Consider the following 20,974-nt stretch of genomic DNA (forward strand, 5'->3'; position numbering starts at 1 on the left):
GTGCGCCGCACCGCGGCCCAAAGCCTCGTTTCAGCCACTTGAAGCGCATCCCGCCAGCGGGCACATTGCCGGACAAATCAGGCACGGGGTTTGCGTCATGGCTACGTTCGAATTCATCATTGTCGAAAGCAAGGGACCGGTCGGCGTCATCACGCTGAACCGGCCCAAAATGCTGAATGCGCTGTCGTTCGGCGTGTTCCGCGAGATCGCCGCGGCGGTCGACGATCTCGAGGCCGACGACAAGATCGGCTGCATCCTGATCACCGGCAGCGAGAAGGCCTTCGCGGCGGGCGCCGACATCAAGGAGATGCAGCCGAAGGGCTTCATCGACATGTTCAACAGCGACTTCACCGCCATCGGCGGCGACCGCGTTGCCCGTTGCCGCAAGCCGACCATTGCCGCGGTCGCGGGCTATGCGCTCGGCGGCGGCTGCGAGCTTGCGATGATGTGCGACATCATCATCGCCGCCGACAACGCCAAGTTTGGCCAGCCGGAAATCACTCTCGGCACCATCCCGGGCATCGGCGGCACGCAGCGTCTGACCCGCGCGATCGGCAAGTCGAAGGCGATGGATCTCTGCCTCACCGGACGCATGATGGATGCGGCGGAAGCCGAACGCTCCGGCCTCGTGTCGCGGATCGTTCCGGCCGAGAAGCTGCTGGAAGAGGCGCTCGCCGCGGCCGAGAAGATCGCCTCGATGTCGCGTCCGGCCGCCGCGATGGCCAAGGAAGCCATCGACCGCGCATTCGAGACGCCGCTTTCGGAAGGCATGAATGTCGAGCGCAACCTGTTCCACTCGACCTTCGCGCTCGAGGATCGCTCCGAGGGCATGGCCGCCTTCATCGAGAAGCGCAAGCCGGTCAACAAGAACCGTTAATCCACGCGGCTCCGTTGCAATGCCGCGGTCACGAGTGCGCGATAGGCGCGCTCGGCGAAATGCGTCGGCTTGTCGAGACCGAGCCGCGCCAGGCATTCGCGGTCGGCGGCGTCAGGTGGATGCCGCATTCCCTGCCAGAGCAGGCCGGCGAGTTGCAGCGGAGTCTGCTGCGCCTGCTGCAATATCTGCAGCGCCGGGATCAGCCGTTGCTCGACGTCGGTGAAGTCGCTGCCGAACGGGAATGACGGCAGGAGCCCAGCGTCGCGCGCGGGCTTCAGCGCTTTGCTGATGCGCTCGGGATAATTTTCGCGGTGAACGGCCGGGATTTCATGGCTGCGCGGCAGCTTGCCCGCATCCATGGCCTGCCGCATCAACTCGCCCTGGAAGCGCGAGTCCGACACTTGCAGCATCGTCGCGATCACGTCGGCATCGGATTTTCCTCTGACGTCGGCGACGCCATATTCGGTGACGAAGACATCGCGCAGGTGGCGCGGAATGGTCTCGTGACCGTAGGACCCGCGAATGTTCGACTGCGTCTGCCTGCCGGACCGATGGGTCGCCTCCAGCGCCAGCACCGAGCGCGCGCCCTCGAGCGCGAATGCCTGCGCCACGAAATTGTACTGGCCGCCGACGCCGCTCACGACCTGGCCGTTCTCCAGCCCGTCGGAGATCGCGGCGCCCAGCAGCGTCGCCATCATCGCGTTGTTGACGAAGCGCGCATCGACGCGGGCGCGGCGCTTGCCGTCCTCGTCGCCGAATATCTCGTTGGTGAAGGACACCGGCATCATCTGGATTCGCGCCAACTGCTCGCCCGTCATCTCGCGCAGCGCCCGATAGAAGGATTGCGGACCCAGAAAGAATGCGCCGTGCAGGATCACGCCGCCAATGTCGCGCTTGAGAATGCCGGCGTCGATCAGCCCGAGGAACGCTTCGAACAACATCTCGCTGACGCCATAGAGACCCTTCTCGAACGGCCCGGTCTCGGCCGCTGCGAGCTGTGCGGTACCCGGCGCAAGGCGCTGCACGATGCCGTGGAATTGGGCGTTGTCGCGGTGCCGCACCACGAGCCCCTGCGCCAGCGCATCACCGACCTGTCCGATCCCGATCTGCAGCGTGCCGCCGTCGCGGACCAGACCCGCGGCGTGCAATCCGATCGCATATTTGGTGTCGCTGATCGGCTCCGACGGCGGCGCGAACAGCGGGAAGTCGGTGTCGGGACTGTCGAGCACCGCGGCGAATTCATCCGCCGGCAGATCGCCGGGTCCCGGCATGAACGGCAGCTCGGAATTGACCTGGCCGATCAGCTTGAATGACGCCCGCCCCTGCGTACGGGCGCGCAGCACGTCGAGCGTCGTGTCGGTGTTGCAGCTCAGGCTGTAGCGCGGCACGCCATCGACCACGCGCTTGGCGACGAGCTGGGGAACGACATTCAGGCCGCGCGACAGCAGATATGACGCCGCATGGGTATAATTTGCGGAAATGTAGTGCTGCTGGGCGAATGGCTGATGCAGCCACTGCCCTGCAAGAAAGAAGAACTCGATCACCTTGATGTTGGGCGGAAGCGCGCCGCGATGCAGCGCCTCCGCATAGGCGAGATCCGGATAACCGCCGAACAGGCGATCGATCACGGGACCGATGAAGCGCTGCTCGAGCAGGCTCTTCGGCTTCGGTTTTTCCAGAGTCAGCGCCGAGAACAGCGTCAGATTGATCGAGCGGTCGGCGACCGCCCGCGCATACAGCGCGTTGACGATGTGGTTGGCCTTGCCGAGGCCGAGCGGCAGCCCCACCACCAGTTCGGTTCCGACGTCACGAATGATGTGCTCCGCGATCGCCTCGGGGTCGGAGAAGAATATGGGCATCAGCAATGGACCCGGAGGAGACAGTGGATTACCGGCATCGCTGAATCGGCGGCCGGCGGTTCAAACTTATACTTCATATGACAGTTGCGTTCGCCTGTGACGAACCGGCAACAGACAACAACCGAAATGATGTGCAGATGTCGTGCGGCGGTTTGCCTGTGGCGGCGCCGCCCCGTAAACAGGTAGATGTGTCGACGGCATCGGCGAGAGCGGATTCCGGGTTTTGGTTTGCGGGATCACATGGTTGGGCGTGCCGCGAGGGTTGGCGACGTAGCGAGGCGCGTGCTTTTGTCGGGCATCGGCCTTGGCGCGCTGGCCTGCGCGCTGCTGATTGACACCGCGGCCCGCGCCGAGAACCTGCCCGAAGCCCTGGTCAAGGCGTATCAGACCAATCCGCAGCTCAATGCCGAACGGGCGCGCCAGCGCGCGACCGACGAGAACGTGCCGCAGGCGCTGGCCGGTTACCGGCCCCAGATCGTCGCCGGCCTCTCGCTCGGCCTGCAGGCGGTGCGCGACCAGTTGCCCGGCAACGTCATCCAGAGCGCAACGCTGAAGCCCTGGCAGATCGGGGTCACCGTGACCCAGACCCTGTTCAACGGCTTCAAGACCGCCAACAGCGTCCGCGTCGCCGAGTTGCAGGTGCAGTCCGGCCGCGAGGCGCTGCGCAATGTCGGCCAGGGCGTGCTGCTGGACGCCGTCACCGCCTATACCAACGTGCTGGCCAACCAGACCCTGGTCGAGGCGCAGCGCGCCAATGTCGCCTTCCTGAAGGAGACCCAGGCGATCACCCAGCGCCGCCTCAATGCCGGCGACGTCACGCCGACCGATACCGCGCAGGCCGAGGCCCGGCTCAACCGCGGCCTGTCCGATCTCAATGCCGCCGAGGTCAACTTCGCGATCAGTCAGGCGACCTATGCGCAGGTGGTCGGCAGCGCGCCGTCACAATTGCGTCCGGCCGAGACCATCGACCGGCTGCTGCCGCGCAGCCGGGAGGATTCGATCGCGCTTGCGGTGCGCGAGCATCCCGCGGTGATGGCCGCAGGCTACGACGTCGACGTCGCCTCGACCTCGATCCGCGTCGCCGAGAGCAGCCTGATGCCGAACGTCACCCTGCAAGGCAGCGTCAGCAAGAACCGCGACTCCGATACCTCGCTCAGCACTTTCGGAACCGATCAGGCCTCGGTGATCGGCCAGATCACGCAGCCGATCTATGACGGCGGCACCGCGGCCTCGCAGACCCGGCAGGCCAAGGAAGTCGCGGCGCAAAGCCGGCTCGTGCTGGACCAGGTCCGCAACCAGGCCAAGACCGCCGTGGTCAGCGCCTGGGTCGCCAATGAGGGCGCCAAGATCGCGGTGTCGGCCTCCGAGTCCGAGGTGAAGGCCGCGGAGGTTGCGCTCGCGGGCGTGCAGAAGGAAGCCGCCGGCGGCCAGCGCACCACGGTCGACGTGCTCAATGCCCAGCAGGATCTGATCACGGCACGGGCCCGGCTGATCGGCGCGCAGCGCGACCGCGTGATCGCCTCCTACACGCTGCTCAGCGCGGTCGGACGCCTCGACGTCAAGACGCTCAATCTCAAGACACCCGACTATCTGCCCGAGGTGCACTACCATCAGGTGCGCGATGCCTGGCACGGCCTGCGCACGCCGTCGGGACAATAGGCTTTGCGGAACCGTTCGCACTGCGAACCGGACCTTTCCGCCCGCTCTCTCCGCCGATAACCTCCGCCCCCGCCGGCCATCAACAATGCCGGTGCGCGGATCACGCGCAAAACAGCCGAGCACGCGGGGAGACGTCCAATGCTGACGCGACGCAGTATGATGCGGCCTCCATCGCAGCGGGAGTGACCATGACCGGGACCAACGCATTTTCCAAGGCATCGCAACCATCGACCCCGGTGAACTTCGACGTGCCTGCCGGTGCTTGCGACTGCCATACCCACATCCATGGCGATCCCGCGAAATTCCCGTTTTTCGCCGGCCGCGTCTACACCCCGGAACCGGCCTCGCCGGAGGAGATGAGCGCGCTGCACAAGGCACTGCATGTCGAGCGCGTGGTGATCGTGACGCCGAGCGTCTACGGCCCCGACAATTCGTCGACCCTGTTCGGCATGACGGCGCGCGGTCCCACGGCGCGCGGCGTCGCCGTGATCGACGACAAGACCAGCGAGAGCGATCTCGACGCCATGCAGAAGGCCGGCTTCCGCGGCATCCGCCTCAACCTTGCGACCGGCGGCGTCAACGATCCCAATGTCGGCCGGCAGCGCTTCTCGGCCGCGATCGAGCGGATGAAGGCGCGCGGCTGGCACGTGCAGCTGTTCACCAGCCTTGCCATGATCTCCACGATCAAGGACCTGGTCGCGGCAGCGCCGGTGCCCGTGGTGTTCGACCATTTCGGCGGCGCCGAGGCCGCGCTCGGCACGGGCCAGCCGGGATTTGCCGATCTGCTCGCGCTGGTCAAATCCGGCAAGGCGTATGTCAAGATTTCCGGCGCCTACCGCGCCTCCAGGCTCGCACCCGACTATGCCGACGCCACGCCGTTCGCCCAGGCGCTGATCGCGGCCAATGCCGAGCGCATCGTCTGGGGCACCGACTGGCCGCACCCGGATTCGGTGACGCCGCCGGGCAAGAAGGTCACTGACGTGACGCCGCCGTACCAGATCGACGACGGCCGCCTCCTCAACCAGCTTCCGGTCTGGGCGCCGGATGCCGCGGTGCGCAAAACCATCCTGGTCGACAATCCGGCGCGGCTCTACGGCTTTACCTGACGTTGTCCTTCGGCCGGCGCGAGAAGTAGGAGATCAGGACCGGCAGCGTGATCAGGATCACCAGCGGCGCCAGCATCATGCCCGTGACGACGACGATGGCGAGCGGCTTCTGCACCTGCGAGCCGATGCCCTCCGACACCGCCGCCGGCAACAGGCCGATGCCGGCGACGACGCAGGTCATCAGCACCGGACGAAGCTGCAATTCGCCGGTGCGGATCACCGCGCGCATCCGGTCATAGCCTTCGTCGATCAGCTGGTTGAACTGCGACAGGATGATGATGCCGTCCATCACGGCGATGCCGAACAGCGCGATGAAGCCAATCGCCGCCGACACGCTGAACGGAATGCCCGAGATCAGAAGCCCGAGCACACCGCCGAAGATCGCCATCGGGATCACGCTCATCGCGAGCATGGTGTCGACCATCGAGCCGAAATTGAAGAACAGCAGCACCGCGATCAGCACCAGGCTGATCGGCACCACGATCGACAGACGCTTGATCGCGTCCTGCAAATTGCCGAACTCGCCCACCCATTCGAGACGCGAGCCGGGCGGCAACTGGACCTGCTCGTTGACCTTCTGCTGCGCCTCCAGGATCGCGCTGCCGAGGTCGCGGTCACGCACCGAGAACTTGATCGGCAGATAGCGCTCCTGCTGCTCGCGATAGATATAGGCCGCGCCGGAGATCAGCTTGATCGAGGCGACCTCGCTCAGGGGAATCTGCGTGACCCCGCCATTCGGGTTCGTTGCCCCGATCCGCAGGTTCTGGATCGCCTCTGCGCTCTTGCGATATTCGGGCGCAAGGCGGACGATGATCGGGAAGTGCCGATCGCTGCCGGGTTCATAGAGATCGCCCGCGGTGTCGCCGCCGACGGCAACCTTGATCGTGGCGTTGATGTCGCCAGGCGACAGGCCGTAGCGCGCCGCCCGCACGCGGTCGACGTCGATCTGGACGGTCGGCTGGCCGAGCGAGGTGAACACGGCGAGGTCGGTGACGCCCTGCACGGTCGACAGCACCGATTTGATCTTGTTGGCGGTGTCGGTCAGCGCCTGCAAATCGTTGCCATAGAGCTTGATCGAGTTCTCGCCCTTCACGCCGGACACCGCTTCCGAGACGTTGTCCTGCAGGTATTGCGAGAAGTTGAATTCGACGCCAGGGAACTTGTCCTGCAACTGCGCGAGCAATTGCGCGGTGAGCACGTCCTTGTCATGCGTATCGGGCCATTCGCCGGCCGGCTTCAGCGGCGCGAAGAATTCGGCATTGAAGAATCCGGCGGCGTCGGTGCCGTCGTCGGGACGACCGTGCTGCGACACCACCGACACCACCTCGGGACGGCTGCGGATCAGCTTGCGCATCTCGTTGACATAGGCGTTGCCTTCCTGCAGCGAGATCGTCGGCGGCAACGTGGCGCGTATCCACAGATTGCCCTCTTCCAGCTTGGGCAGGAATTCGAGGCCGAGGAACCGCACGAAGATGATGGTCGTGACCACGAGGCCGGCCGCACCGGCCATCACGATCTTGCGGTTGGCGATCGCCCAGTTCAGCGCCGGCAGGTAGATCGCATCGAGCTTCTTGACGATCCAGGTTTCGGTCTCGTGGATATGCGCCGGCAGGATGATCGCGCTCAGCGCCGGCGTGATCGTGAACGTCGCCAGCAATCCGCCCGCCAATGCATAGGCATAGGTTCGCGCCATCGGCCCGAAGATGTTGCCCTCGACGCCGCCCAGCGTGAACAGCGGCAGGAATGCGGCGACGATGATGGTGGCGGCGAAGAAGATCGAGCGCGACACGTCGGCCGCCGCCGACAGGATCGCATGGCTCTTCATCCCCATCACCGTATCCTCGGAGATGTGGCTCCGCTCGTCTTCCGACAGCGCCGTGGTCTGCGACAGCCGGCGGAAGATCGCCTCCACCATGATCACGGTGGCATCGACGATCAGGCCGAAATCGATCGCGCCGACCGAGAGCAGATTGGCGGATTCGCCGCGCAGCACCAGGATGATCACGGCGAAGAACAACGCGAACGGGATCGTCGCGCCGACGATCAGCGCGCTGCGGAGATCGCCGAGGAAGATCCACTGCAGCAGCACGATCAGGAGGATGCCGACCACCATGTTGTGCAGCACGGTGTGGGTCGTGAGCTCGATCAGATCCTTGCGGTCGTAAATGCGCTCGATCTTGACGCCCGGCGGCAGGATCGAGGAATTGTTGATCTGGTTGACCAGCTGCTCGACGCGGGCAATGGTCGGTGAGCTCTGCTCGCCCCGGCGCATCAGCACGATGCCCTGCACGATGTCGTCGTCATTGTCGATGCCGGCGATGCCGAGCCGCGGCTTCTCGCCGATCGTGACGGCGCCGACGTCCCTGACCAGCACCGGATTGCCGCCGGTTTGCGAGATCATGGTGTTGGCGAGATCGTCGATCGAGCGGATCAGGCCGACGCCGCGCACCACGGCCGATTGCGAGCCGATGTTCACGGTGTTGCCGCCGACATTGATGTTGGCGTTGGACACCGCCTGTAGCACCTGCGGCAACGTCAGGCCGTTGGCGACCAGCTTGTTGAAGTCGACCTGGATCTCGTAGGTCTTGGTCTTGCCGCCCCAGCCGGTGACGTCGATCACGCCGGGCACCGCGCGGAAGCGGCGTTGCAGCACCCAGTCCTGCAACGTCTTGAGGTCGAGCACGCTGTAGTTCGGCGGTCCCTTCAGCCGATAGCGGAAGATTTCGCCGATCGGGCTTGTCGGGGAGATGCCGGGCTGCACGTTGCCGGGCAGCGGCGCGAGCTGCGACAGCCGATTGAGTACCTGCTGCAGCGCCTCGTCATAGGTGTAGTCGAAGGAGAACTGCAGCTTGACGTCGGAGAGGCCGTACAGCGAGATGGTACGGATGGTCTTGAGGTTCTTGATGCCGGCGACCTGGGTCTCGATCGGGATCGTGATGTAGCGCTCGATCTCCTCGGCCGAGAGGCCCGGGCTCTGCGTCACGATGTCGACCATCGGCGGAGTCGGATCGGGATAGGCCTCGATATTGAGCTGCTTGAACGCAAGCAGGCCGCCGATCAAGACGACGACGAACATGGCCACCATCAAGTAGCGGCGATTGACGGCAAGGGCGACGAGGCGATCCATTCAGATCGGCACTTTCAACGGAGAGGATTTTTCTTGGGTGGGCATGGTCGATCCGGAAAGCCGGTTTCCCCTTTTCCGGATCATGCGTCTCAAGTGCCGGATGCGGCGCGGTCGATGAAGAGGCTTCCCTTCGTCACGATCTGCTCGCCCGGCTTGAGATTGCCGGCGACCTCGACGAGGTCGCCATTGATGAGGCCGGGCTTGATCTGGCGCAGCTCGATGGTCTTGTCGTCGGCCTTCGCGACCCAGACGCGAACCTGGTCGCCTTCGTAGATCAGCGCCTGCTTCGGCACGCCGACCGCCGGGTGATCGCTCTTCGAATACAGCGTCACATTGGCGAACATCTCGGGCTTCAGCCGATTGTCGGCGTTGTCGATGGTGGCGCGGACCAGGAGCCGGCGCGAGGTCGCGTCGATCGCGGCGGCAACATAGTTGACCCGGGCGTTCAGCACCTTGCCCGGCAGCGCCATTACGTTGAAGCTGAGGTCCTGCCCGACCGCGACATTGTCGGCGTCGGATTCGCGGACAAAGGCGATCAGCCAGACCGTCGAGAGATCGCCGATCACATAGACCGGGTCGCTGGCGCCGGTCGAGACATACTGGCCGGGACCAGCCTTGCGCTGGACCACGGTGCCGCCGATCGGCGCGAACACCGTGGTCTCCGGGTTGAGGCGGCCCTTCTGCTGCAAGGTCGTGATGGCCTCGTCGCCGAAACCGAGGATGTGCAGCTTGTTCTGCGCGGCTTCCAGCAGCGTCTGCGCCGAGCGCGCATCGTTCTGCGCCTGCACCAGCGCGGCCTGCGCGGTCTGATAATCCTTCAGCGGGATCGCCTTGCCCTCGGACAGGTCCTTGGCGCGCTTCTCCTGGATCTGGGCCAGATCGAGCGCCGACTGGGCCTTGTTGAGGCCGGTCATCGCGGCGACGTAGTCGTTCTGCGCCTGCACGGTGTCGGCCGCTTCGATCACGAACAGCGGCTGGCCCTTCACCACGGCATCGCCCGGCCGCACCAGGAGGCGGGTCACCCGCCCGGTATAGGGCGAGTAGACCGGGGTGGAGCGATCCTCATCGATCCCGATCTTGCCCTCGGTCACCAGCTCGGAGCGGAAGGTGTGCTCCGTGACGGTCTGGAAGGTCAGGCTGGCCCACTCGGCCGCCGACGGCGCATAGCGCGTGCCGCCCTTGCGAGACTGGCTGGAGACTTCCGACGGCTTCGGCTTTTCCGTGCCGAACCGCGCGTAGCCATAGGCACCGGCGCAGGCAGCGACCAGCACCGCCGCAGCCACGAGCAGACGCGGACGGCTAAAGCTCTGCATTCTCTTGGTAAATTCTTTCAGCATGCGGTCCGCCGGATCGATGTTGCAGCTTCCGGCGGGGCAGCCCCAGCGGCCCGCTAATAGTGCCGAATTGGCGTTTCGAACAACCTAAAAATCACACTTCGGCAACACCTGTTGTGAAAGTTTGGACGACCTCAACGGCGACAGAATGTCTCACCCGGGAAACTCCGGGGCAGGAAACTCCGGGGGATGGCTGCCGAGCGGCATGGCCGGCCGGGACCAATGGGCCGGGGTGCGCGACAGGACGGCGGCATGCCGGACCGAGCTCAGCGTGCCAAAACCGGACGGAACCCGTTCGATGAAGGGCTGCACCGCGTCCGCCTTGAGGTCCTCGGTCGCAAGCCCCCCGTCGAGGCGGCCGAGATTCCACAGCCAGCGCCCGGTCTGCGCCAGCGACACCCGGACATGCCAGCTGCCGCCCTCGCGCGCCTGGCGGGCCCTGGCCATCATGGCGCCGAATGCCATGAAGTATCCGGTGGCGTGGTCGAGCATCTGGGCCGGCAGTTCCTTCCGTCCATCGACGCCGGCGGCCTGCCCCTCGGCATGATTGAAGCCGGTCGTGGTCTGCACCAGCGAGTCGAAGCCGCGGCGCTCCGCCCACGGACCGGCATGGCCATAGGCCGAGAGTGTCACATAGACGATCCCGGGATTGATGCGGGCCGCTTCCTCCGGCGAGAAGCCAAGCCGCGCAATCGCCTGCGGACGATAGCCCTGCGAGAAGATATCGGCCTGCGCCACGAGACCGCGCATCACGGCCCGCCCCTCCTCGCTGCGCAGCTCGAGAAAGCTCGTCAGCTTGCCACGGCCGGTGTCGATGGTGAGCCAGGGGATATCAGGCAGATCGGGACCGGAGATCAGCAGCACGTCGGCGCCATGAGCGGCAAGCGTGCGGCCGGCAACGGGACCGGCGATCACGCGCGACAGGTCGAGCACCCGGATGCCGGCCAGTGGCCGCTTCCCCGCCGGCCACGGCTTTGGCGCGGCCTCGCCGATCTTCTCGATCGAGATCAGCGGCAGCCTTGCAAGTTCTCCTGCATGCGGCGTCGCCGACCACTCGTCATATGAGCGCATCAAGGCAACGACGCCGCCGGCGGCATAGGCCGCGGTCTCGAACGCCTCGCCGTCCCATTGCAGCAGCGCGGCCTGGACATCGTCGCGTTCGGCGTTGCAGCCAAGCACCTTGCAGACAGCGTCGCGGTGATGCGGGAAATTGGTGTGCAGGCGGACGAAGCGGTTGTCGCGAACACGGTAGACGCCGGCGATCTTGTCCCAGGCCGGCGGCGGCGGCTTGTCGTCGACCCGCAGATAACGCTCGCTGCGGCATTCGACGGCGGCATGGCGCATATCGACCGTGACGTCCTGCTGCTCGCCGCAGCGGGCTTTCCAGATCTCGGCCGCCGCAAGGCCCGCCGCGGCAATCGATACCTGCGCCGCCGCTGCGACGCGAAACGACGACGGCAATTGCGGCTCGCTGCCGGTCAACCCGACCACATCGAGTGCGGACGGCGCGCCACCGGTGCCGGTCCAGACATCGGAAAGAATTTCACGGATGTCCTGCATGCGCATTCCTGTTTGCGATTATTCTATGCCCGAGCATGATGACAAAATGGCAATGCCCGATCGCAACCCGTATTTTGGCATCACCTTTTCGGAAAACCGCTTCACACTTTTCCGGATCACGCCTTAGCTCTGCCCGACCCGAACAGGAGTTGCAATGGCTGCCATCGATCCCCTCACCGCCGGCGGCGTCTTCCTCGCGACCGCGGCGACCGACGCGGTCTATGTCATGTTCACCTCGGCAGTCGTCGCGCGCAAGCGCGTGCCGGCAGCGACCTGGAGCAGCGTCTGGTATGTGCTCTCCTCCTATGCGGTGATCAGCTACACCGAGAACTGGCTCTACGTCGCCTTCGCAGCGGCCGGCTCCTGGGTCGGCGCCTATGCGTCGATCACCTTCCTGCACCGCCCGCCGGGCGGCCCACCGGTCGGAGCCGCGGTGGAGTAGCAGGTTGGAGCACACGACACTCACGCCAGAGCCGTTCCTGGCACGTTTGTGCTGCTGTTGTCGTCATTGCAAAGATCGATAGCAGCGCGAACCAGGTTGACGGTGTCATCACCCGCGCATGCGGGTGATCCAGTATTCCAGAGGCGCCGGTGTTCTTGCCGAGAGGCCGCGGCGTACTGAATCGCCCGGTCCCGTCTCCGCCAAGGCTTCGACGAGGCTACGAGTCAGGCGCGCCGAAGCTTTAGCGGAGGCGGCGAGCCGGGCGATGACAGTAGTGGATTGGGACGCAGCTTCGCATTCTCGCGACATGAGTTGCCCGAGCTTTGCGCTTGGTTTCGCCGCTCTTCAACAGAGGGCGCAGGGAAAGCCGGGTGCCGATCGCACCCATGGGCCCCGAGCAATGGAGATAAGCTCGGGGGTAGGACCACAGGTGTAACCGGAGCAATCCGGCTTTCCCTGCGCGATGGGTTACGGCTTATTTCGTGCTCTCCCCGGCGAGACTGGGCTTGCTTGTCACCGCCTTCACAAGACGCGTCAGCGTTTTGCGAAAAGACACCTGCCGCTAGGGCGTCAGGACCACACGACTTCACCGTCCGCTTTGCGTGCTCTCGTCAGTACCACGCTCGGCGTCCACCGCATCTCGACCCGCGTTCGTGACGACCGCGAAGCGCCCCTCGTGCCGGGCGAGACGGGGCACATTGAACATCTGAGTTGGGTGCGGCGTCAAGTTAAATTCTGAAAAGCCGAATGAAATTTACTGAAGATCAACAGCTCGTACGATGGGTAGAGCGCAGCGAAACCCATCCGATGGTTCGAGTGTCCAACCCAAACCTATCGGATAGGCCACGCTCACCGCCCCATGGAATCTACGACCCCCGTGAAGGACTTCCGCCCGACCGAAGCCAGGCAGAAGCATCACCTCGCTGCTCTCACTTCAGCGCGGCCTGGCCGGCGAGCGAGATCACGTTGTCCTGCGCGCCGGAGCCCCCGCTGACACCGATGGCGCCGACGATCTTGCCGTTGACCATCAGCAGATTGCCGCCACGCGAGGCGACGACGTCGTCGAGGGTTGCGAGGTAGGAGAAGTAGGGCCCCTTGCCCATCAGGGTTTCGAACACCAGCGTAGGGCGGCGATAGCGGGTTGCGGTGCGCGCCTTGTGCTGGGAGACCCCGACCGAGGCATACTGGCAATTGTCCTGCCTCTCGAAATAGACGAGATCGCCGCTCGGATTGACGATCGCGATGCAGAACGCGTTCCAGTTTCGCTTTTGCGTCTCGGCAACGGCTGCGGCGGCGACCTTCTTGGCGGTCTCCAGATTGATCGGTTCGCCGTAAGGTGGCGGCGTCAGGGCATCGGCGACGACGTCATTCGGATTGTCGGGATTGGGCGGCACCTGGGCCAACGCGCCGGTGGCGGTAGCGAGCACGATCCATGCCGCGCCGATGAGCGCAGTGAAATAACGCATGTCATTGTCTCCCATTTTGATTGTTGTTTTCAGGTGCCCCAATGCGATGAGCGGGCGGCGGGACGATAGCAATTGATCCGCGGCGCACAAGGCGAGATCGGATTGGGTGCACCGCGATATTCGCTTGGCTACAATGAAAATCGCGTGACGCGCGGGAATATCGAGGTCGCGCAATGCCACGATGGACGTTACAGTCCGCGCGGATCAGAAAGGACATCCGAATGGATCTGGGTTTGAAGGGACGGAACGCCATCGTGCTCGGCGGCACGCGCGGCATCGGGCGGGCCATTGCGGCGACACTGGCCGGTGAAGGCGTCGGCGTCGCGGTCTGTGCGCGCAATGCCGAGCAGGTTGCTTCCAGCGTTGCCGAGCTGAAGGTTGCCGGCGTGCACGCCACCGGCGCGGCCGTCGATATCACCGACGCGGCTGCGCTGACATCGTGGATTGCCGGTGTCGCAACCGAATTGGGCAGCATCGACATGATGTTCTCCAATGCGGGCGCGATGGCGCAAGGCGGCGATCCGGCATCGTGGGAGCAGAATTTCCGGCTCGACGTGCTCGGCGCGGTGAACGCGTTCGAGGCGGCGCGCCCGTTCCTCGAAGCGAGCGGCGAGACAACCGGCGACGCAGCCTTCATCATCATCTCGTCGATCTCGGCGGCGCAAGCGGATCGCGCCGGCTCCTACGGCCCGATCAAGGCGGCGCTGGTGCACATGGCGAAGGGACTGGCGCGGCAATACGCGGCGAAGAAAATCCGCGTCAACGTGGTGTCGCCGGGCACCGTGTATTTCAAGGGCGGCGTCTGGAACATGGTCGAGCAGAACACGCCGAAGATTTATCAGGACGCGCTGGCCCGCAACCCGACCGGCCGCATGGCAACGCCGCAGGAGATCGCCAACGCCGCGGTGTTCCTGGCGAGCCCGGCCTCCTCGTTCACGACAGGCTCGAACCTCGTGGTCGACGGCGCGATCTCGAACCGGGTGAATTTTTAGAGAGAAAGATCGTAGAAGCGGAGGGCGGATTAGCCGAAGGCGTAATCCGCCCTCCGCTTCGTGTGCTACGGGCGCATGAACGCGAAGTCCGTGTCAGGGTCGCAATTGTCGGCAACGAAGCGAAGCTCCGACTGGACATCGGAGACGCTCCTGTTTTCGAGGTATTTCGAGACGACGAGACCCAGCAACGAACGGCAGAGGCTGTCGTGATCCAGCCCGGCGGTCGTCGCTTCGGCAAGTGCCGCGGAAAAATGAAGCTTCGCGATCTCAGTTGCGGACATCCTGGCCTCCTTTTTGTTTTGTCTTACAGGAGCTCCGCATTGCCTTTGATCTGGATCAAATCAAGGCCTGCGCCCCCTCAATGAAAATCGCGGGACGGCGGCAGGATGCGGACGTTGCGGGGGTGGCGGATCCTTTGCGGCGAGTTGTCGCCGTGATCGCGGCGGTCGTCGTTGAGCGGCTCGATCAGCGCCGGGCCCGCCGGCATGGGATGCTTGCTGACAGGGGATTCGTTGGCGAGGCCGATCAGGTCGTGGGAGCGATCGGTCATGCGCTGCGCCACCAGATGCGTCACGCCCTCGGGGCTGCTCTGGACATAGCCCTCCACCAGGATCAGGCGCGCACCCATCACTTCCTTGCGGTACTGCTCCATCACCTTCGGCCACACCACGATGTTGGCGATGCCGGTCTCGTCCTCCAGCGTCATGAACACGACGCCCTTGGCGCTGCCCGGCCGCTGCCGCACCAGCACGACGCCGGCACAGCTGACGCGGCGGCGATCGTTGCTGCGGTTGATGGTGTGGCAGGCAACAACGCGCTCTCTGGTGAACATCTCGCGCAAGAATTCCATCGGATGGCCCTTCAGCGACAGGCGGATGGTCTGATAGTCGGCGACCACCTGCTCGGGACGCGGCATCTCCGGCAGCGGTTTTGCGCCCTCATCCGGCTGCTCGCGCGCGGTGGCGGCCTCGAACAGCGGCAGCGGCACGTCGTCAGGCAGCCGCCGCACCGCCCACAGCGCCTCGCGGCGGTCGAGCCCGAGCGAGCGGAATGCATCGGCGTCGGCAAGCAGGATCAGCGCGCGCTTGGGGAGAGCGGTGTCGCGGGCGAAGTCCTCCAGCGAGGCGAAGGGCCGGCGGTTGCGCGCGGCGACGATGCGGTCGGCCCAGTCTTTCTCTTGCTTCGCCTCTCCCGCTTGCGGGGGTCGAGACGAGCGAAGCTCGCTCTTAGGCCGGATCGCATCGGAAGATGCGATCCGGGTGGGGGCTCTCTCCGCGATGTGACTCGTGGAGAGACCCCCACCCCAACCCTCCCCCGCAAGCGGGAGAGGGAGCACAGGCGCGCCCACGATGCGCAATTGCGCATCGGAGAATGACGACTGCATCCGCTTCAACCGCTCCTCGTCCTCATCCAGCCAGTGAAAGCCGTCGATCTGGCGGAAGCCGAGCCGCACTGCGCAATGATCGCCGACCTTCTCCTCCAGCGTGTTCTGCGCATAGCTGAAGGAGACATCGACCTCGCGCACGGTGACGCCGTTCTTGCGAGCGTCGCCGACGATCTGCGCCGGGGCATAGAAGCCCATTGGCTGCGAGTTGAGCAGGCCGCAGCAGAACGCATCGGGATGGTGGTGCTTCAGCCATGAGGAGATGTAGACGAGCTGCGCGAAGCTCGCGGCATGGCTTTCCGGGAAGCCGTAACTGCCAAAGCCCTTGATCTGATCGAAGCAGCTACGGGCGAAATCCGGATCGTAGCCGCGCGCGACCATATTGCCGACCAGCTTCTCCTCGTAGCTGCCGATGGTGCCGAGGTTGCGGAAGGTCGCCATCGAGCGGCGCAGGCCGTTGGCTTCCTCGGAAGTGAACTTTGCCGCCTCGATCGCGATCCGCATCGCCTGCTCCTGGAACAGCGGCACGCCGAGCGTCTTGTGCAGCACGTTGTAGAGTTCGTCCTTGTCGCCCTGATCCGGTGCCGGCGATGGATAGCTGACCTTTTCCTGGCCGTTCCGCCGCCTGAGATAGGGATGCACCATGTCGCCCTGGATCGGACCGGGGCGCACGATCGCAACCTCGATGACGAGGTCGTAGAAGGTGCGCGGCCTCAACCGCGGCAGCATGTTCATCTGGGCGCGGCTCTCGACCTGGAACACGCCGAGCGACTCGCCGCGACACAGCATGTCGTAGACTTCCTCTTCGTCCTGCGGGACGGAGGCGAGCTCCCAGCGTTTGCCCTTGTGGTCATCGATCAGGTCGAAGCATTTGCGGATGCAGGTCAGCATGCCCAGCGCCAGCACGTCGACCTTCATCATATGAAGCGCGTCGACGTCGTCCTTGTCCCATTCGATGAAGGTGCGGTCGTCCATCGCGGCATTGCCGATCGGCACATAGGTGTCGAGCCGGTCCTGGGTCAGCACATAGCCGCCGACATGCTGCGAGAGATGGCGCGGAAACTCGATCAGCTCGGTGGCGAGCTCGACCGCGAGGTTGATCATCGCATTCTTCGGGTCCAGCCCGGCCTGCCGCACCTGCATGTCGTTGAGGCCCTTGCCCCAGCTACCCCACACGGTGTCGGCGAGCGCCGCGGTGACGTCTTCCGTCAACCCGAGCGCCTTGCCGACATCGCGGATCGCGCTGCGCGGACGATAATGGATGATGGTGGCGATGATCGCCGCGCGGTGGCGACCGTAGCGGCGATAGACATACTGCATCACCTCCTCGCGCCGCGAATGCTCGAAATCGACGTCGATGTCCGGCGGCTCCAGCCGCTCCTTGGAGATGAAGCGCTCGAACAGCAGATCGACCTTGGTCGGATCGACCGAGGTGACGCCGAGCACATAGCACACCGCCGAATTGGCCGCCGAGCCCCGCCCCTGGCACAGGATGTTCTGGCTGCGCGCATAGTGCACGATGTCGTGCACGGTGAGGAAGTAATGCGCGTATTTCAGCTCGGCGATCAGCGCGAGCTCCTTGTTCAGGGTGGCGCGAAGTTTTTCGTCGATCTCGCCGCCGAAATATTTGTCGACGCCGGCCCAGGTCAGGTCCTCCAGATGCTGCTGCGCGGTCTTGCCCGGCGGCACCGGCTCGTCGGGATACTGGTATTTGAGCTGGTCGAGCGAGAAGGAGATGCGCGCCGCAAAGCGCATGGTCTCCGCGATCGCGTCCGGCAAATCACGAAACAGCCTGATCATTTCATGCGCCGGTTTGAGATGCCGCTCGGCATTGGCCTCGAGCCTGCGGCCGACAGCCTCGATCGTGGTCTTTTCGCGGATGCAGGTCAGCACGTCCTGCAGCGGACGGCGGGCGGGATGGTGATAGAGCACCTCGTTGGTGGCGAGCAGCGGCACGCCGGCATCAGTGGCGAGGCCATGCAGCCGCGCGAGGCGCCGCTTGTCGTCGCCGCGATAGAGCAGGCTTGCGGCGAGCCAGACGCCGTCGGCGGCGCTCGCCTTCAATCGCGCGAGCAGATCAAGCGCGTCAGCCGTCTCGAACCGGTGCGGCAGCGCCAGTACCAAAAGCTGGCCTTCGGCGAAGTCGACGAGATCGGACAGAGTGAGCCGGCAGTCGCCCTTCTCGATGCGCTCGATGCCGCCGCCGCGCTTGCCGCGGGTCAAGAGCTGGCACAGCCGGCCATAGGCGGCGCGGTCGCACGGATAGACCAGGATATCGGGCGTGCCGTCGATGAAGACGATGCGGGCGCCGATCAGAAGTTTGGGCGGATGGGTGACCTTGTCGCTGTCGAGCTCCTTCCAAGCGCGCACCACGCCGGCCAGCGTGTTGTGATCGGCGAGCCCGATCACGGGGATCTTCAGTTCGCTCGCCTGATGCACATAGGCGCGCGGATCAGAGCCGCCGCGCAGGAAGGAGAAATTGCTGGTGATGCCGATCTCGGCATAGTCGGGCATCAGATTCTTGTTTTGACGCGTTTTCTTCACGCGAACCGGCTCCCACTTCGCTCGAAAACGCTCTGCATATTCATGCGAACAGCCCGTGCACATACCAGTTGGCCGGGACCGGCTTGCCTTGCTCGTCGCGCAGCTCGCTCTCGTAGAGGCCGTCGCGAAAGATCCAGAAGCGCTGACCCTCGGCGTCCTCGACGCGGAAGTAATCGCGCGTCAGCGCCGCGCCGTCCTGCTTCCACCATTCCATCGCGATGCGCTCGGGGCCCTCGACCCGCACCACCGCATGCAAGGCGCGCCGCCAGGTGAACTGGTGCGGCGGACCGTCCGGTACACTCGCGAACGGCACCTTGATGGGCTCGGGCCGCTCGAACAGCCTGAGCGGCCGCAGCGGCGGCTCGCCGATGACGCGCTCCGGCCAGGCGGCCGCGCTCGCAGCGGCCAGATGATGCTGCGCCGGCAGCGCGAGCGCTGATCGTTCGGGGATATGGCTCTCCAGCGGCAGATGCACGACGACACGCTTGCCCCCGATGCGGGCGGCGATGCGGTCGATCAGCGCCGAGATCTCGTCATTGTCGTGCACAGTGGTGTCGAGGTCGCGCTGCTGCTGCACCACGATCTCGGTACGCCCGGCGGCGAGGCGGATGAGATCGAAGCCGAAACCGGGGTCGAGCGGATCGTTGAGCGCATCGAACCGCTCGCGGAACAGGCGGTCGATCATCTCCGGCCGCGTCACCGGACGCCCGGTCTCGACCATGATCGCCGCGACCTTGCCGTCGGTGCGGAAGAAGCTCGCTTCCAGCTGCCGCGCGCCCTTGCCCTGCTTCTCCATCGCCGCGACCAGCGTCTTGGCGAGGCTTGAGAGCGTCAGCGCGATCACGGTGTCGGTCGCGATCGGTTCGGGGAAACGCTTCTCGACGATGTAATCGGGCAGCGGCTTGCGCGGGCTGATCGGGGCATCGCCCCGCCCGAGCGCGTGGCCGAGCAGGGTCGTGAAATCGGCGCCGAACCGCGCCGAGATCTCATGCGGCGCGCGCGAGGCGACATCGCCGATGGTCTTCAGGCCGGCGCGGCGCAGGCCGGTGGTTACAGCGGCATCGGCACCGAGCGCCGACACCGGCAGCGGGCCGACCGCCTCCGCCTCCGCGCCATCGGCTATGATCTGCCCCGAGGCATAGCGCGTCAGCGTGCGCGCCGCGATCGAGGTGCCGGCAATCGCCGCGCTGACGGCAAAGCCGCGCCGGCTCAGCGCATTGGTCACGATCTGCAGCAGCGCGCGCTCGCCGCCGAACAAATGCGCGCAGCCGGTGATGTCGAGGAACAGCCCGTAAGGCGGATCGAGCGCGACCAGCGGCGTGAAGCGGTCGCACCAGTCGGCGATGTCGTTCAGCGTCTTCAGGTCGGCCGCGGGGTCGGCGTCGTAGACCGTAAGCTCCGGGCAGATCGCCCGCGCATTGGCGAGCGGCAGCCCGATCGACAACCCGGCCCGCACCGCGGCCTCGTCGATGGCGTGCAGCAGGATGGCGTTGTGGTCTTTTGCCACCACGACGCTGGGGAGATCGCCACTTAACCCATTCGTGGGGGACGCATTAGCGGTTGGGTTCCCTCCCCCCTTGCGGGGGAGGGCTAGGGAGAGGGGTAAGCCGCTCGGGCGGTGCGTGTGGCTACCCCTCTCTCCAACTCTCCCCCGCAAGGGGGGAGAGAGCCCTGCCAATGCGCTCACCTCACCTGAAGGTTCATCCACCTCATGCGTCTCAACTTGCGAGGCGATGTCCTGCGCGAGCTTGCGCTTGATGCGGTCGATGGGCAGGCGTGGCAGCCACAGGCTGAGGATACGCCGACGGTTCACTGAATTGGCACTCATCACATTTCCATTCCATGATCCATCGCCCGACCGGGCCATGACGATTGCGCACGAGTTCGGCCTCGAAGCGCGGCGCGCCCCAGGCGCAGGCCGCATTGCCGGGCGGCGAATGCGCCGCGCGCACGATCCAGCGCGTCTCCGCGGTCGAGGGGATCGGGGTGGCCGCGATCCGCAGCACCAGCGCGGTGACGCCGGAGGCTTGCGCGGCCAAGGTCAATTTGCGGCTGGCGACGAGATCGAGCTGGCGCGCATGGCCCCAGATCTCGAGCACGACCGCGCCGAGCGCATCGCAGGCGAGCGCGTCGGCCGCGGTGCGCAGGCCGCTGTCGACATCGGCGGCGCGCACCGTGACCAAGAGGCGCGGATCGAGGCCGAGCTCGGCCAGCCCGTGCATCGACAGCGCGCCGTTTTCGCGATCGGAAAAATCCTGCCGCACCCAGACCAGCGGCTTGCGCGCTGACACCCGTCCGGCGAGCCCGGCGATGAAGCCGGTCGCTGCGCCGCCTTGATGGCCGGCCGCGAACACCTCGTGCAACGCGGCCGGCGCAAGCCCGCCGCGCAGCATCGCGTCTGCGCTCGTGTGTCCGAGCGCGATGCGGTTCGGCATCGCCGCCTCCGATGGCGCCTCGATGCGCGCGATGCTGCCGCGCAGAGACGCAAGCGTACCCGTGCGTGCGCCGTTCATTGCGCCGCTCCTTCCCAACCAAAATTTGAGGCCGTCACTGATCTGAACAGAGAACCAGGGACTGGCTCAGTTGTTCATGATATGTTCTAATATAAAGCTAACAGGGCCCGC

The 20,974-nt window shown here is 65.3% G+C and carries 14 protein-coding genes and 1 pseudogene; 6 read left to right on the forward strand and 9 right to left on the reverse strand.

Going from position 1 to position 20,974, the window contains the following annotated elements; translation table 11 throughout:
- Window positions 1-97: 97 nt before the first annotated feature.
- A complete protein-coding gene (locus ACE10Z_RS30440) occupies window positions 98-877 on the forward strand; it encodes an enoyl-CoA hydratase (RefSeq protein WP_375784061.1) in 780 nt (259 codons plus the stop codon).
- Here ACE10Z_RS30440 and ACE10Z_RS30445 read toward each other — a convergent pair.
- Window positions 874-2,736, reverse strand: coding sequence for an acetyl-CoA hydrolase/transferase C-terminal domain-containing protein (locus ACE10Z_RS30445; protein ID WP_375784062.1), 1,863 nt, complete (start codon window positions 2,734-2,736; stop codon window positions 874-876). The two genes, ACE10Z_RS30440 and ACE10Z_RS30445, sit on opposite strands and share 4 nt — an antisense overlap.
- 240 nt (window positions 2,737-2,976) lie before the next feature.
- Between ACE10Z_RS30445 and ACE10Z_RS30450 the strand changes: the two genes are divergently transcribed.
- Both ACE10Z_RS30450 and ACE10Z_RS30455 read left to right on the forward strand, forming a co-directional pair.
- The gene (locus ACE10Z_RS30450; protein ID WP_375784063.1) at window positions 2,977-4,395 is read left to right on the forward strand and encodes a TolC family outer membrane protein; all 1,419 of its coding nucleotides are present in this window, start codon (window positions 2,977-2,979) and stop codon (window positions 4,393-4,395) included.
- A gap of 138 nt (window positions 4,396-4,533) precedes the next feature.
- Window positions 4,534-5,501 (forward strand): annotated as a pseudogene (locus tag ACE10Z_RS30455) (amidohydrolase family protein).
- Here ACE10Z_RS30455 and ACE10Z_RS30460 read toward each other — a convergent pair.
- The 3 genes from ACE10Z_RS30460 to ACE10Z_RS30470 all read right to left on the reverse strand — a co-directional run bounded on the left by ACE10Z_RS30460 (window position 5,494) and on the right by ACE10Z_RS30470 (window position 11,522).
- Window positions 5,494-8,628, reverse strand: a complete 3,135-nt coding sequence (locus ACE10Z_RS30460; protein ID WP_375784064.1) for an efflux RND transporter permease subunit — start codon at window positions 8,626-8,628, stop codon at window positions 5,494-5,496. The pseudogene ACE10Z_RS30455 and the gene ACE10Z_RS30460 sit on opposite strands and share 8 nt — an antisense overlap.
- A gap of 89 nt (window positions 8,629-8,717) precedes the next feature.
- Complete coding sequence (locus ACE10Z_RS30465) at window positions 8,718-9,965, reverse strand: efflux RND transporter periplasmic adaptor subunit (RefSeq protein ID WP_375784065.1); 1,248 nt, start codon at window positions 9,963-9,965, stop codon at window positions 8,718-8,720.
- Window positions 9,966-10,115: 150 nt separating this feature from the next.
- Window positions 10,116-11,522 carry a CoA transferase gene (locus tag ACE10Z_RS30470; protein ID WP_375784066.1) on the reverse strand — a complete coding sequence of 469 codons (1,407 nt, stop codon included), beginning with the start codon at window positions 11,520-11,522 and terminating at the stop codon, window positions 10,116-10,118.
- On the opposite strand from ACE10Z_RS30470, the gene ACE10Z_RS30475 reads away from it, so the two are divergent.
- Window positions 11,521-11,649 (forward strand): hypothetical protein, encoded by a 129-nt coding sequence (locus tag ACE10Z_RS30475; RefSeq protein ID WP_375784067.1) that lies wholly within the window; start codon window positions 11,521-11,523, stop codon window positions 11,647-11,649. The genes ACE10Z_RS30470 and ACE10Z_RS30475 overlap by 2 nt on opposite strands.
- A 27-nt stretch (window positions 11,650-11,676) precedes the next feature.
- Entirely contained in the window at window positions 11,677-11,964 is a 288-nt protein-coding gene (locus ACE10Z_RS30480) for a hypothetical protein (protein WP_050626238.1), read from the forward strand.
- A 929-nt stretch (window positions 11,965-12,893) separates the two neighbouring features.
- Here ACE10Z_RS30480 and ACE10Z_RS30485 read toward each other — a convergent pair.
- The gene (locus ACE10Z_RS30485; protein ID WP_375784068.1) at window positions 12,894-13,430 is read right to left on the reverse strand and encodes a heme-binding protein; all 537 of its coding nucleotides are present in this window, start codon (window positions 13,428-13,430) and stop codon (window positions 12,894-12,896) included.
- A gap of 221 nt (window positions 13,431-13,651) precedes the next feature.
- Here ACE10Z_RS30485 and ACE10Z_RS30490 point away from each other — a divergent pair, with 221 nt between their 5' ends.
- Complete coding sequence (locus ACE10Z_RS30490; RefSeq protein WP_375784069.1) at window positions 13,652-14,422, forward strand: SDR family NAD(P)-dependent oxidoreductase; 771 nt, start codon at window positions 13,652-13,654, stop codon at window positions 14,420-14,422.
- Between the two features lie 65 nt (window positions 14,423-14,487).
- Here the strand turns inward: ACE10Z_RS30490 and ACE10Z_RS30495 are convergent, their stop codons facing one another.
- The 4 genes from ACE10Z_RS30495 to ACE10Z_RS30510 form a co-directional block, all read right to left on the reverse strand.
- The gene (locus tag ACE10Z_RS30495; protein WP_375784070.1) at window positions 14,488-14,703 is read right to left on the reverse strand and encodes a hypothetical protein; all 216 of its coding nucleotides are present in this window, start codon (window positions 14,701-14,703) and stop codon (window positions 14,488-14,490) included.
- Between the two features lie 77 nt (window positions 14,704-14,780).
- A complete protein-coding gene (locus ACE10Z_RS30500) occupies window positions 14,781-18,320 on the reverse strand; it encodes an error-prone DNA polymerase (RefSeq protein WP_375789963.1) in 3,540 nt (1,179 codons plus the stop codon).
- 70 nt (window positions 18,321-18,390) lie between these two features.
- A complete protein-coding gene (locus tag ACE10Z_RS30505; protein ID WP_375784071.1) occupies window positions 18,391-20,178 on the reverse strand; it encodes a DNA polymerase Y family protein in 1,788 nt (595 codons plus the stop codon).
- Window positions 20,069-20,863 carry an ImuA family protein gene (locus ACE10Z_RS30510; RefSeq protein ID WP_375784072.1) on the reverse strand — a complete coding sequence of 265 codons (795 nt, stop codon included), beginning with the start codon at window positions 20,861-20,863 and terminating at the stop codon, window positions 20,069-20,071. Before ACE10Z_RS30510 ends, ACE10Z_RS30505 begins: the two co-directional genes overlap by 110 nt.
- Window positions 20,864-20,974: the final 111 nt, after the last annotated feature.

It is taken from the genome of Bradyrhizobium sp. Pha-3, from assembly GCF_042258615.1.
Taxonomy (GTDB): Bacteria; Pseudomonadota; Alphaproteobacteria; order Rhizobiales; family Xanthobacteraceae; genus Bradyrhizobium.